The following is a 13,100-nucleotide window of genomic DNA, read 5'->3' as shown; positions in this document are numbered from 1 at the left end:
GGTCAGGCGTAGCCCAGCGTTTCCAGTCGCTCTTCTACGTCCTCGGTGACCTCCGCCTGGCCGGCGTCGACCGTGCGGACGTCCAGTTCGTCGACCTGCGCTTCGAGTTCGGCGCGCGGGTCGTCGAGGTGCGACTCGCCGGTCGACCGGAACTCGCCCTCGGCCCGGTCGGCCGTCTCGTCGGTCTGGTGCCCGTAGAAGTCGGGCGGAGTAGCGATGCCGTGCAGCCGTCCGTCGTAGCGCTCGAACGCCTCCACGACGCCCTTGCGCTCGAACTGCTCGCGGTGACGGTCGAGGAACCCGTGGTACTCGGTGAGGTAGGTACGCGACGCGGGGTCGTCGAGCAGCGACTGGCCGCGGGCGTCGGCGGGGGCGTCGACGCCGGCGAGGTCGAGAATCGTCCGGTGGACGTCGAGCAGACTCACGGTGGCGTCGTCGCGCCGCGACTCGACGCCGTCGCCGCTGACGACGACCGGGACGTGGGTGAGTTCCGGGTAGAGTCCGTAGCCGTGGTTCCACATGCCGTGCTCGCCGAGCATCTCGCCGTGGTCCGAGACGGTGACGACGTAGTCGAACTCCTTCCTGAGTTCGGCGAAGATTTCCTCGTATATCTCCGAGAGGTAGGCCGCGGAGGCGTCGTAGGACGCTCGTAGGCGCTCGGGGGAGTCGACGGAGTCGGCGAAGGCGTCGCCGACGACGACGTTCAGGGAGTCGGCGTCGACCGACTCGGGGGTGTGGTAGGGCGCGTGGGCCTCCATCAGGTTGACGTACGTGAACTCGGGCGCGCCGAAGTCGGTGTCGCGGGCGCGGGCCAGCACGTCCTCGCCGCCGCCGTCGGCGTCCGACGTCGTCATCCGCCGGTACCCCTGTTTCATCGCCGCGACGGTCGAACAGTCGGCGCGGACGGCGTGGAGCACGGACCGCGGATACTTCGTCCAGCTGTGGGTGTCGATGTCGCCGAGGAACGCGGTCCAGTCGACCGCGTTCACGTGCCGCGGGTCCAGACTCCCCGGCTCGAGCACCTGCGAGAAGCCGCGGTCCCAGCCCTCCCAGAACATCGTGTTCGGGTTCGCGCTCCAGAGCCGCGTCTCGTAGCCCGCCGCGCGCAGGCTCTCAGCGAGCGTCTCGTCGGGACAGTCGAGCGACGCCGACTTGCTGTGGACGCCGATCTCGCTGGGGTATCTGCCGGTGAACAGCGACCCGTGGGCCGGCACGGTCCAGTGGGACGTGGAGTAGGCGTTCGTGAACCGCACGCCGGGGAGCCAGTCGAAATGTTTCTCGAAGGCGTCGTATCGGAGCGTGTCCAGGACCACGAGGGCGATGTTTTCGGGCATTCTTACTGGCAGGTATCACATCTCGACCCATCATACTTTTGTCCGCTACGACGAGAGTCTCAGGAAACATCAAAACTGACCGCAACTTTCAGCTACGGTACCACCTTCGCGCCCCGCCGTCGGAAAACGCGGGGCTCAGGAGAGGTACCCTAACTCCTCCAGCCGGGAGTTGACGTCGTCGTCCACGCCCGTCTGTTCGCCGGTCGGCGCGTCGACGCGGTCCACGAACTCCCTCAACTGCTGCTCCAGGTCCGGTTCGTCCAGTTCGCCGTAGCGGTCGACCGTCTCGCCCGGGTCCGACTCCAGGTCGAACAGTTCGCCGCCGTGCAGCCCCTGGTCGTCGAACGTCCGTATCAGCTTGCGGTCGTGCGTCCGGACGCCGACCAGCCCGTGGCCGTCGTTCGGGAGGTACGATATCATGTACGCCGGGTCCGTCGACTCCTCGAAGGTGTCGCCGGTCCACGACGCGGGGGCGTCGACGCCGACCTCGTCGAGCAGCGTCGGCGGCAGGTCTATCTGGCGGACCGGCCGGTCGGGCAGGTCGGTCTCGACGTTCCGGGTGACGAGCGGCGTACGGACGACCTCGTCGTAGAGGCTCTCGTGGTCGTAGTCGCCGTGGTCGAACTCCTCGCCGTGGTCGCCGGTGAACACCACCTTCGCGTCGTCGTCGACGAAGTCGAAGACCTCCTGCAGGTCGTCGTCGACGCGCTCGACGCAGCGCCGATACAGCCGGCGGATGGTGCGGAGGGTCGACTCGGAGGAGTCGCTCCCGTTCAGGTAGAACTCGACGGACGCCCGGTACGCGGACGGCAGTCCCACCTCCCGGGCTTTCGACAGCCCGGGGTAGTAGGGGAGGTGGGGGTCCATGAGGTGGAGCCAGAGGAACCGCGGCCCCGACTGGGCATCGTACCAGTCGCGAGCCTGACCGATTATCTCGTCGGCCGGGACCCGCTTGCGCATGGCGGCGAGCTTGTAGAAGCGGCTGGCCCACTTGCCGAACTCGGAGGAGTAGAGGTCGCTGTCGGGCGACTCCATCCCGTCGTTCAAGAACGTGTCGAAGTGAGGCGACCACTTGGCGACGAAGGGGTTCGAGGCGACGAACCCGCCGGTGGCGTAGCCGTGGTCGGCGAGCACCGCCGGCAGCGGCGTGAGGCCGTCTTCGAGGTTCCCGTCGTCGTCGTACGTCTCCGAGTAGTAGCGACTGTTGAGCAGCGCGGGGAACGCCCAGTTCGTCGCACCCCCTGCGGAGATGGCGGTCGTGGATTGCTCGCTCCACGCCGACAGCGACGGCATCTGAGCGAGCGTGTCCGACCGCCAGCAGTCTACGGTCACGAGGACGATGTCTTCTCTAGGCACTGTTGGCAGGTCCTCGTTCCATTACTAAATTTCTACCGCCTCAAAAAAGACGGCCGTTTGAAAATGTTTGTTTTTCGTTGTGTCGTATCGAATCGAGTTGCGCCAGCGATCGTCGACCGGACGGCGTCGTCCGGTCGCTCGCGGTGGGTCACCGCGTGGAGTCGTGGAAGTTGTTCCGGAGGTACCGTATGGGCCGGAGAGCCGCCGACGCCTCCAGGACGACGTAGATGAGCGCGAGCGGGAGTATCTTCACGAAGAGGGTCGGACCGATGCCGCGCAGGGCCGCTTTGGCGAGGAACAGCGCGACCATGGCCACGAACGCGACCGTCCCGACGCGCTTGCGACTCCGGACCAGTCCGACGAACGTCGTCCGAACCGCCGCACCGACCAGGAACGGGACGACGAGCACGCCCGCGTACCCGAAGTTGGCGTAGCTCTCGCCGACGAGGGTGGGCGTGATGCCGACGGGCTTGTCGAGCCACGGCAGCTTCTTCGTCGTTATCCAGCCGGAGAACGCCTTGTCGGCTCCCGGCAGCATCGACTCGAGGTCCATCAGGTAGCCGCGTCCGAGCAGGTAGCCGTGCTCGGCCGGGAAGTAGCCGAGGATGAAGTTCAGGTTCTCGTTGTTCACCAGGAAGATGCGGTGGCGGATGTACTTCACTGCAATCGCGACCGGCGTGCCGTCGACCGACTGGTACCGGACGACGGTGACCGCGAGGAACAACGAGAGGAAGAGGACGGCGGCGCCGCCGATAGCGCGGAAGTTCACCCGGCGGGTGAGGAACTGGTCGGTGAAGAGCAGAAGGATGAGGAGGTGGCCGACGAGCGCGCGGAAGCCGGTCAGCGCCATCGCGACGGCCGTGATTCCGAGGACGACGGCTGCACCGGCGAGATGGAGCCGATTATCGCTCAGCCGCGCTTTCAACCACGCGACGGTCGCGAGGAACGGAAGCGGGACCATGACGAAGTGGATGTAGTAATCCTGGCCAGAGATCGAGGAGAGCCGCGACGCCTCTCCGTTACCGCCGATGATGGGAACTCCGTACGTGAAGTAGTACAGCGCGCTGCCGACGAGCGTCACGGTGACGAGGCCGGCGAACGCGAGGCGCGGTCCCGGCTCCGCCCAGTTTCGCTCCCAGGGGCGGTTCAGGAAGCGCCGCAACTCGGCGTCGGCGCTGAAGTCGGTCACCTCGTCGACGGCGTAGACGCCGGCGACGAAGCCCGCGAATCCCAGCACGATGGCGAAAAACACCTCGGGGTCGCCGGACAGCGAGTACCACGCTCCGCCGGCGAAGAGGAAGAGACCGTACACCGTCGCGAACAGGTAGCTCGGAGTCAGGAAGTCCAGGCGCTGGTTCGCCAGGACGAGCGCCACACACGGCGCGGCGAGCAGGGCGAGGAGGACGAGCGTCGGCAGGAAGACGGCCAGTACCGCCACGAGCGCGACGGCGACGAGGCCAACCACTGTTGACTTCGAGACGGTGACTCCAGTGGACATACCTGGTCCAACTTCGCCACTCGCTAAAAATCTTGGCTTCCACGAGTAAGAAATAAAAATGATGAAAACATTTCGGCAAATATGAACGTATCTCTGTTCCTCGACTTGCATAATCTTAATTACCTGAACGAAACACTGAACCATCACACGGCGGAGGCCAACTGTTATCTTTCTCCGGGGAGCAGTGCGAGACGATGCTCGTTCTCTCGAGTGTGGTCGCTCTTGTCGCCGGACTGACGACGCTGGTGTACACGTACGTCGGCTACCCACTCCTCCTCGCGGTGCTCTCGGTGGTCGACAGCTCCGATTCGTCGGACGCCGACCCCGGTGCCCGTCGCGACGCCGACCCGCCGGACGCCGACGCCGACGCGTTCGCACCCTCGGTCACGATGGTCGTCGCCGCGCACAACGAGGAGGACGTCGTCGAGGAGAAACTCGACAACACCCGGGCCATCGAGTACGACGGCGCGTTCGAGTGCATCGTCGTCTCCGACTCCACGGACCGGACCGACGACCTCGTGCGGCGTCACGCCGGTCCCGACACCCGGCTGCTGGCGCTCGACGAACGACGGGGGAAGAGCCACGCGCTCAACCGCGCCGTCGAGGAGGCCGACGGCGACGTGCTCGTGTTCTCCGACGCGAACACGATGTACGAACCCGACGCCGTCGCGGAGCTCGTCGCGCCGCTCGCCGACGATTCGGTCGGCTGTACCACCGGCTCGCTCCGGCTGGTCGACGAGGAGGGCTCGACGACCGAGAGCGCCTACTGGACGTACGAACTCACGATTCGAAAGCTAGAGTCGAAGCTGGGAACGACTGTCAGCGTCAACGGCGGCATGCTCGCCCTGCGCCGCGAGGAGTACCGCCACCTGCCCGAGCAGGCACTGGCCGACGACCTCGTCGTCGCGCTCCAGCAGGCCGCGGCGGGTCGTCGCGTGGTCTTCGCCGAGGACGCCCGCGGCACCGAGCGGACCACGGGCGACCTCTGGAGCGAGTACGACCGCCGGGTCCGCATCGGCGCGGGCAACTACCAGGCGCTCGCATGGTTCCGCGAACTGCTCGACCCCAGGAACGGCGTCGTCGCACTGGAGTTCGCCTCCCACAAGGCGTTGCGATGGTGCATGCCCGCCGTCCTGCTTGCGACGCTCGTCGCCAACGTCACGGTCGTCGTGCTCGCACCCTCCGCCCCCGCCGCCGCACTGCTCGGCGCACAGCTCTCCTGCTACGGTCTGGCCGGCGTCGGGATGGCCAGCGAGCGCGCCCGGTCGTCGTCGTCGCTGGTCGCACTCCCGGCGTACTTCCTGAGCATGAACCTCGCGTTCGCCGCCGGCTTCCGGAAGTTCCTCTCCGGCCCCGGCGTCGAGGTGTGGAAGTCGACGCGGAGCGTCGAGGAGTAGGCCGGAATCACCGACTCGTCTTCGTTTCGACTGCTACCGTCTCTCGACACCTGCCGCGCTCAGTTCCTGTCCAGGAGGGACTCCAGCCCGTCCCGGAGCGACACGGTGGGTTCGTAGCCGAGCTGTTCGCGCGCCTTCGACACGTCGGCCTCGCTGTGGTCGATGTCGCCGGGGCGGGGGTCGGTGTGGACGATGTCCGAGTCGCTGCCCGCGACGTCCCGGACGGTCTCCGCGAGTTCGCGGATGGTGACGCTCTCGCCCGTGCCGACGTTGAACGCCTCGCCGACGCGGTCCGTCTCGGCGGCGAGTAGGTTGGCCTGCACCACGTCGTCGACGTGGACGAAGTCCCGCGTCTGGCTGCCGTCCCCCTCGACGGTGATGGGGTCGCCAGCGAGGGCCTGGTCCTCGAAGACGCTGACGACCGCGCTGTACTCGGGGTTCTGGCGCGGGCCGTAGATGTTGAAGTAACGGAGTGCAACGGTCTCCAGCCCGTAGAGCTCCGAGAAGCGGCGGGCGTACTGGTCGGCCGCCAGCTTGTCGATGCCGTACGGCGAGGTCGGAGTCTTGCGGTCCGACTCCTGGACCGGAACGGACTCCGGATGGCCGTAGACGGCGGCGCTCGACGCTAGCACGACGCGGGCGTCCTCGTTGCGCGCGGCGTCGAGCACGGTCAGCGTCCCGCCGGTGGTGACCGCGTGGCTCTCCTGGGGGTTCTCGACGGACTGCTCGACGCTGACCAGCGCCGCCTCGTGGAAGACGAGGTCCGCGCCCGCCATCGCCTCCCGGACCGCGTCCGGGTCGCGGACGTCGCTCTCGATCAGCGTCGCTCGGTCGTCGACCTTCGTCGGGTCGCCGGAGGAGAGGTCGTCGAGGACGCGCACGTCGTTGTCCGGCGCGAGCGCGTCGACGAGATGACTGCCGACGAATCCTGCACCACCCGTGACCAGCACCGTCTGGTCGCTCGGCGTCGTTCGCTTCATTCCTCGGTCGTTCGGCCACCAGCCGATTAAGTCTATTTTATCCGCGACGAACAGTCGCCGAATTCGACTATTCCTCGTCGTCCGCGCCGAACGCGACCACGTCGCTCACGACCCCCCACACCTGCCGCACCACGATGGAGCAGTCGAACCAGAACGACTGCTTGCGGATGTACTCCAGGTCGTACCGCAGCTTCTTCTCCGGCTCGTGGCCGGTCGCGTCGTGTATCTGGGCCAGCCCCGTCAGCCCGGGCTTGATGAACCAGCGTTTGCGCCACTCGACGACGCCGGTCTCGATGTCCGAGTCCAGCTCCGGCCGTTCGGGACGGGGGCCGACGACGCTCATGTCGCCCACGAGGATGGACCAGAGCTGCGGAATCTCGTCGAGGTGGGTCTGCCGGAGGACGTATCCCACGCGGGTCACCCGGGGGTCGACGCCGCCGGCGTCCTCCTCGCTCACCGTCGCGCCCGTCTCGGCCTCGGCGTCGGGAATCATGCTCCGGAACTTGTACACGTCGAAGGTCTCGCCCAGTTCGGCGGTGCGCTCCTGACTGTAGAACACCGCCCCCGGGCTGTCGAGCTTTATCGCCACCGCGATGATGCCGATGAAGGGCGCGAACGCGAGCAGTCCCGCGGCCGCGAACGTGACGTCGAACGCCCGCTTGAACACGTAGTCCTGCCAGTCCCACGGTTCGAGGTCGATCTCGACTATCTCCTCGTTGCCGGTCGTCGCGGTCGTCAGGACGCTGTCGACGTGGTCGCGGTGGACCTTCGCGGTGACGCCGCACTCGTTGCACGTGTCCAGTGCACCGAAGAACTCCGCCCGGTCGGAGGTCGAGAACGCGAGCACCGCGGTGTCGACCCCGTACTCGACGAGCATCTCGCCGAGTCGGGAGAGACCGCCGACCCGTTCCAGGTCGAGGTCGACGCGCTCGTCGAGACCGCGGTCGACGTGGCCGCCGTCGGCGACGGCCGCCGTGGTCGCGCTCTCTGGCTCGACGTGGTACCGGCTGGGCGGCGAGACGTAACCGACGACGCAGCCGTCGATGCTGTTCCGAACGTTGGTGATTTCTGCCGGGTCGTCACCGACGATGAGAACGCGTTCGTCCTCGCCCGGCCGACGCCGGATGGTCACGAGCCAGAGCGGGAGGGCGACCGCTAACAGCACCGTCGTGACGATGAGCGTCGACCGCGGGAGCCGGTACGTGTAGTCGAAGTAGCCCACGGTGGCGAGCGCGAGGCTCGCCGTGAAGACGCGCTTCTCCGTGGTGAGTATCGTGTCGAGGACGCGTCTGGGACGCGGCTTGAAGAGCGGAACGTGCACGGCCGTGACTACAGCCACCGTGGTGACGACGGCCAGCGTGAACGCCTTGCTCTGGAGGACCGTCGCGGGTAGCCTGCTCGCGACGGGGACGAGCGCCGTGACCAGGCGCTGGGCGGCCGGATGATTTGCGGCCGTGACGGCGAGGGCAGTGAGCAGGACGGTCCCGCCCGCGCTCGCAACACGATATCGGAGACCGGAGACCATTGACTTATGCAGAGTCGTATGTACGGATAAACTCTATGTCCGGTTAATTCTGTAACGATAGTTAGAGGTAAATAAGTGGTGGGTTTCGAATAATTCAGATTACGGCCAGAATTCGCTAGATATCGGCCGATTCGCTTGCGAGTCGCTCCCCCGTCGTTCCGGCTGGGCGACAGCTTCAGCCTGGTCACTCTCTACGGAGCGCGCCGAAACTCACTCGTCGCGGGCGAACCGCAACAGCGCGCCCCCGACGCCGGCGGCACCCGTCAGTGCACCGAACCCCGGTTGTCCGCCGTCGTTGGTCGTCGCGTCACCCCCGCCGGTCGTCGTATCGTCTCCGCCGGTCGTCGCGCCGCCCCCGTTCCCCGTCGTCGTGACCGTCGGCCCGGCCGGGGTGTCCTCGCCGACCGACGGCGGAACCGACTGGGCCTCCACTCCGACGTAGTCGTTCGAGCAAGGCTCGGTCCTGCTGACGATGAACGGCTGTCCGAGCCTGAGCCGGGGTTTGGTGCCGTTCACGTACACCTCGCCCGTAACGTACTGGGGATTGTCGCTCAGTCGGTCGAGAATCATCGCCCTGTACACGGCGGTGTTCTCCGCGTTCCAGTTCGGGAACGGGCAGTTCGACACCGCTGCCGGCGACGCCTGCTTCTGTTTCCGGTTCGTGATGAGGATGAACTGGCCGACGAGGTTGCCGGCGAACGGCTCCAGTCGCGGGACGAGCATCTGCCGCGTCGCCCGATTCCGCGCCTCGTCGGACATCGTGGTCGTCGTCTCCTGTGCCGCGCTCGCTGCCCCGCTGGCCAACGTCGCTCCCCCTGCGATGCCGGTGACCGTCGATAAAAAACGGCGTCTGGTCTGTCCTTTGGTGTCTGTCATGTTTTGAGTACGAAAACCGCCGCCCGCCGCGCGGCGAGCGCTACTTCGCCTCCGGACGTTCGTTGCGCTGGTAGTTCTGAAAACCCTGTGGCCGGGAGAACGGTCGGCGGTGGCGCTCGTGAGAACGTCCGCGCCCCGTGACGGCGAACTCCGCGGTCGGACCGAGGGTTCAAAACGAGGGACGCCCGAATTACGACCATGTACAGCGTCGTCGGGTGCAACGAGTGTAACAACCTCTGGATTGTCGACGGCCGCCCCGAGGCGACCCAGTGTTCGCGCTGCGGGAAGCGCCACCGGTTCGGGAAACTCAAGACGTTCGTCGAGACGGACGACGAGGACCACGCCCGCGAGGTCCGGTCGTCGATGCTCGCCAACCGGCAGGGTCACGGCGAGGCGTTCGCCGAACTCGAATCGTTCGCGGAGATGGAGTCGCAGGTCGAGGACGCCGGTGTAGACGAGACGGAGTTTCTGGAGCGGTCGGGGGTCGACGTCGACGAGGTGGAAACTGCCGCCGAGCGCGACCGCCGGAGCGGTTCGACGAGCAAACGAGAGATCGTCCGCGAGGCGCTCGAGGCGCTCGACCGACCGACGGCCGACGAGGTGGTCGCGTACGCCCGCGACCGGGGCGTCTCCAGGGAGTACGCCGAACGAGCCCTCGAAAAGATGGTTCGAGGCGGCGAGGTCAGCGAGAGCCGGGGACGGTATCGGCCCCTCTGAACTACGGCACCGAACCCGTCAGCGCCTTCCAGATCGTGACGACCAGCGTGACGACGGTGAGCAACAGTTTCAGGAACTGGAGTCGCCGGTAGGCGCGGGATTCGGTTATCGGCGCGTCCCGGTCGGGGGTCTTCGTTGCCATGTGAGTCACCACGAGCGGTGCGACGCGGGCGGCCTCGGTACGGTCGCGACCGGTCTCGGTCCGAGCCGCGACCTTCGTCCCGCGTGCACCATTACCGACGTTATCCATTCCTCGGAAATAAATTCCTAGATTAGTTCAATTGAATTATGGGGAATGAACTGTGCTCTTACACCGCTTTCAGATATAAACTACTAGACGTGTTGGTCGACGCCGCGGGGATAAAACGTGTGTCGACCGCACGTCTCGGTCTTACCGGTCGACTCACGCCGGCAACGGCACCGCTCCGGTGGCGGCCTGCCAGACGGTGAAGGCGAGCGTGACGACCGTCAGCAGGAGCTTCAGCAGGCGCAGCCACTGGGCGACGCGAGATTCGTCTACCGGTGTCGTCTCGTCGGTCACCTGAATCGAAGACCTCCGGGGACCGAGAGCCAGCAGCGGCCGTCGGCGACCCCGTCGCAGACGAGGCGAGCAGCGGCATTAAATATCTCTCTTATCCAGTGCGAAAGTAAAAGTGGCGGAGCGGTCAGCGGCCGAGTTCCTCGTGGGCGCTGGAGAGGTGCCGGGAGGCCAGCGCGCCGAGCAGGGAGAGTTCGCCCGCGAGCGCGCCGGTCGCGATGACCTCCGCGAGCGCGTCGGCGTTGCTGCCGGCGGGGTCGCCGCCGCCCCGGAGACCGAGGACGTCGAGCGCTTCCGACTGCGTCGGGAGTTTCGTCCCGCCGCCGACCGTGCCGACTTCGAGGCTGGCGAGGCTGACGCTGGCGTACAGTTCCTCTTCACGCGCCTCGACGGTCGTGATGGCGTTCGCGCCCTCGACCACCTGCGCCTCGTCCTGACCGGTCGCGAGGAACGCGGCGGCGACGACGTTGGCAGCCTGTGCGTTGAACCCGAGGCTGCCGGCCTTCGCGCTGCCGACGAGGTTCTTGCGCGTGTTCGCCTCCGCGATGGCCTCCGGCGTCGTGTGGAGGTACCCCTCGACCGTTTCGCGCGGAATCGTCACGTCCGCCGTGACGCTGCGGCCCCGCCCCTCGATGGCGTTGATGGCGGCGGGCTTCTTGTCGGTGCAGAGGTTGCCCGAGAGCGCGACGAGGTCCGCCGGGGTCTCGTCTTCGACCAGTGACGCGGCCTCGCCCGTGGCGATGGTGGCCATGTTCATCCCCATCGCGTCCTTCGTGTCGTAGACGAACCGCAGGAAGACGGAGTCGCCGACGACGTAGGGGTCCACGTCGAGCAGTTCACCGTGGCTGGTCGTCGACTCGGCGGCGTCGGCGAGTCGGTCGCCGTTCTCGCCGACCCACTCGACGACCTGCTCGGCCTCCGCGATGCCCGCGACGCGGAAGACCGGGGCGCGGGTCATTCCGGTGTCGGTGACGCGCGCGTCCGCGCCCCCCGACCGCTGGACGACCGAACAGCCGCGGTTGACGCTGGCGACGAGCGCGCCCTCCGTGGTGGCGAGCGGGAGGTAGTAGTCGCCGTCGGCCTCGCCGCCGTGGACGCCGACCGGACCGGCGACCCCCAGCGGCACCTGCGCCGCGCCGACCATGTTCTCGACGTTGGGGTCGGCGACCTCGGCGTCAAAGGCGTAGTCGCCCACGGCGTCGAGGTCGGCGTCGGTCGCCGATTCGAGTAGTCGGCGGCGCGCCGCGGCGGCGGTGTCGTGGTCCGCGTGGTCTTCGAGTTCGTGCAGGCGAAGGTCCCCCGCCCGCACCCGCTCGGCGAGGTCGTCTGCGTCGGTCATACCCGGTGGATTGTGGTCGGCCCCCTAACAGTTGCCGATTCCGGGCGACGCTCGACCCGTGGTCGGCGGTGGCCGTCGCTCGTGGCCCTCCCGGGCCGCCAGCGACTTGTCGTGGGGTCTGGAATCGTGTGGCATGCAGACGCGACCAGCGACTACCGACGACGTGCCCGACGTCCAGACGGTCGCACGCGAAACGTGGAAGACGGCGTACGACTTCCTCTCCCGGGAGGAGCGCGAAGCCGCACTCCGGGAACGGTACGCTACCGACCGGCTCGAATCGGCCGTCGCGGACGATGACGGGGAGTTCGTCGTCGCCGTGGACGACTCGGTCGTCGGGTTCGCGTACGCCCACCCGGTCGACCCGGCGGAACGCGTCGGCGGCGCGGAACTCCGCGACGTTCAGGTCCGCCCCGAGCGCTGGAACGAGGGCATCGGTCGGTCCCTGCTCGCCGCGATCGAGGACGCGCTCCGCGACCGGGGGTTCACGCAACTCGCGGTCGCCGTCTTCGCCGACAACGAGCGCGCCCGGTCGTTCTTCGAGGCTCAGGGGTTCGAACGGGTCGAAGAGCGCGTCGAGGACCTCTTCTCCGGCGGCACGGCGCGCCAGTTGCGGTACCACCACGACATGGGGTGACGGGTCGGCCCCGGGGCCGTTCGCGGTCTCCCACCGGTGCAGCGCGGCGGTCGAACGTCACAGTCGGCTAACCGTTTCGCCGAGTTGCACGCCGCGTCGCCCGCTGGCCGGCCATTACCGACTGCGCGAGCGGTGGCGCGGTCAGTCGCCCCCGTCCGGTCGGCCGGTTTTGGCGCCGAAGACACAACAGCATCTTTTCAAGCAGTCGCTTCTGAAGACGCACAAGGGATGTATCTCATCATCGTCGGTGCGGGCGATATCGGCTCGCAGCTCATCGAAATCGCGACTCAGAACAACAACGACGTGGTCGTGATCGAGAAGAACCAGGAGCGTGCCGAACGTGCCTCTCAGGAGTTCGACTGTCTCGTCCTCCACGACGATGCGACGATCATCGACACGCTGGAGGACGCCGGCATCGACCGCGCGGACGCGCTCATCAGCACGACGGACCAGGACGCGACGAACATCATGGTCTGTCTGCTCGGGCAGGAGTCGGAGGTCCCCTCTATCGTCTCGGTCGTCCACAACCCGGAGCACATGAACGTCTTCCGCCAGATAGGCGTGAACGTCATCGAGAACCCCCAGCGGCTCATCGCCGAGTACCTCTATCGCGCGGTGAAACGACCGTCCATCAAGGACTACATGAAAGTCGGTGACCGGGCGGAGGTGTTCGAGATTACGGTCGGATCGCGCGCCCCCATCGCGGGTCACACCCTCGCGGAGGCCGCCGACGAGGGCGTGCTCGATGAGGGACTGCTCGTCGTCGCCATCGAACGCGACCACGAGGTCATCACCCCGCGAGGGAACACGACCATCGAGAGTGGCGACCTCGTCACCGTCTTCTCGGAACGCGGTGCGACGCCGGAGGTGACGGACGTTTTCGGGCACTACGAGGACCACGACTGA

At 67.0% G+C, this 13,100-nt stretch carries 13 protein-coding genes; 4 read left to right on the top strand and 9 right to left on the bottom strand.

Going from position 1 to position 13,100, the window contains the following annotated elements; translation table 11 throughout:
* Positions 1 to 2: 2 nt before the first annotated feature.
* From ACRYA2_RS05945 to ACRYA2_RS05935, 3 genes are all read right to left on the bottom strand, one after another.
* Entirely contained in the window at positions 3 to 1,334 is a 1,332-nt protein-coding gene (locus ACRYA2_RS05945) for a sulfatase (RefSeq protein WP_433625232.1), read from the bottom strand.
* A gap of 135 nt (positions 1,335 to 1,469) precedes the next feature.
* Positions 1,470 to 2,690: a sulfatase-like hydrolase/transferase gene (locus ACRYA2_RS05940; protein ID WP_433625229.1), complete on the bottom strand. Its 1,221-nt coding sequence runs from the start codon at positions 2,688 to 2,690 to the stop codon at positions 1,470 to 1,472.
* A gap of 148 nt (positions 2,691 to 2,838) precedes the next feature.
* The gene (locus ACRYA2_RS05935) at positions 2,839 to 4,188 is read right to left on the bottom strand and encodes an O-antigen polymerase (RefSeq protein WP_433625226.1); all 1,350 of its coding nucleotides are present in this window, start codon (positions 4,186 to 4,188) and stop codon (positions 2,839 to 2,841) included.
* A 194-nt stretch (positions 4,189 to 4,382) separates the two neighbouring features.
* Between ACRYA2_RS05935 and ACRYA2_RS05930 the strand changes: the two genes are divergently transcribed.
* Positions 4,383 to 5,585 (top strand): glycosyltransferase family 2 protein, encoded by a 1,203-nt coding sequence (locus tag ACRYA2_RS05930; RefSeq protein WP_433625223.1) that lies wholly within the window; start codon positions 4,383 to 4,385, stop codon positions 5,583 to 5,585.
* Positions 5,586 to 5,644: 59 nt separating this feature from the next.
* Here the strand turns inward: ACRYA2_RS05930 and ACRYA2_RS05925 are convergent, their stop codons facing one another.
* From ACRYA2_RS05925 to ACRYA2_RS05915, 3 genes are all read right to left on the bottom strand, one after another.
* Positions 5,645 to 6,565, bottom strand: a complete 921-nt coding sequence (locus ACRYA2_RS05925) for an NAD-dependent epimerase/dehydratase family protein (RefSeq protein WP_433625220.1) — start codon at positions 6,563 to 6,565, stop codon at positions 5,645 to 5,647.
* A gap of 67 nt (positions 6,566 to 6,632) precedes the next feature.
* The gene (locus ACRYA2_RS05920; RefSeq protein WP_433625217.1) at positions 6,633 to 8,090 is read right to left on the bottom strand and encodes a sugar transferase; all 1,458 of its coding nucleotides are present in this window, start codon (positions 8,088 to 8,090) and stop codon (positions 6,633 to 6,635) included.
* Between the two features lie 210 nt (positions 8,091 to 8,300).
* Positions 8,301 to 8,966, bottom strand: a complete 666-nt coding sequence (locus tag ACRYA2_RS05915; RefSeq protein ID WP_433625215.1) for a hypothetical protein — start codon at positions 8,964 to 8,966, stop codon at positions 8,301 to 8,303.
* A gap of 198 nt (positions 8,967 to 9,164) precedes the next feature.
* On the opposite strand from ACRYA2_RS05915, the gene ACRYA2_RS05910 reads away from it, so the two are divergent.
* Positions 9,165 to 9,683: a DUF5817 domain-containing protein gene (locus ACRYA2_RS05910; protein ID WP_433625213.1), complete on the top strand. Its 519-nt coding sequence runs from the start codon at positions 9,165 to 9,167 to the stop codon at positions 9,681 to 9,683.
* Position 9,684: 1 nt separating this feature from the next.
* Here the strand turns inward: ACRYA2_RS05910 and ACRYA2_RS05905 are convergent, their stop codons facing one another.
* The 3 genes from ACRYA2_RS05905 to hmgA form a co-directional block, all read right to left on the bottom strand.
* The gene (locus ACRYA2_RS05905) at positions 9,685 to 9,933 is read right to left on the bottom strand and encodes a hypothetical protein (protein WP_433625211.1); all 249 of its coding nucleotides are present in this window, start codon (positions 9,931 to 9,933) and stop codon (positions 9,685 to 9,687) included.
* Between the two features lie 153 nt (positions 9,934 to 10,086).
* Positions 10,087 to 10,224, bottom strand: a complete 138-nt coding sequence (locus tag ACRYA2_RS05900; RefSeq protein ID WP_433625209.1) for a hypothetical protein — start codon at positions 10,222 to 10,224, stop codon at positions 10,087 to 10,089.
* Between the two features lie 124 nt (positions 10,225 to 10,348).
* On the bottom strand, positions 10,349 to 11,560 hold the full coding sequence (gene hmgA / locus ACRYA2_RS05895; RefSeq protein WP_433625206.1) for a hydroxymethylglutaryl-CoA reductase (NADPH): 1,212 nt from the start codon (positions 11,558 to 11,560) through the stop codon (positions 10,349 to 10,351).
* Positions 11,561 to 11,693: 133 nt separating this feature from the next.
* Here hmgA and ACRYA2_RS05890 point away from each other — a divergent pair, with 133 nt between their 5' ends.
* Together ACRYA2_RS05890 and ACRYA2_RS05885 are read left to right on the top strand one after the other, a co-directional pair.
* Positions 11,694 to 12,194, top strand: coding sequence for a GNAT family N-acetyltransferase (locus ACRYA2_RS05890; RefSeq protein WP_433625203.1), 501 nt, complete (start codon positions 11,694 to 11,696; stop codon positions 12,192 to 12,194).
* Between the two features lie 228 nt (positions 12,195 to 12,422).
* On the top strand, positions 12,423 to 13,100 hold the full coding sequence (locus tag ACRYA2_RS05885) for a potassium channel family protein (RefSeq protein ID WP_433625201.1): 678 nt from the start codon (positions 12,423 to 12,425) through the stop codon (positions 13,098 to 13,100).

This window comes from Halomicrococcus pelagicus, from assembly GCF_050954125.1.
This window is presented reverse-complemented; position numbering and strand designations above follow the sequence as displayed.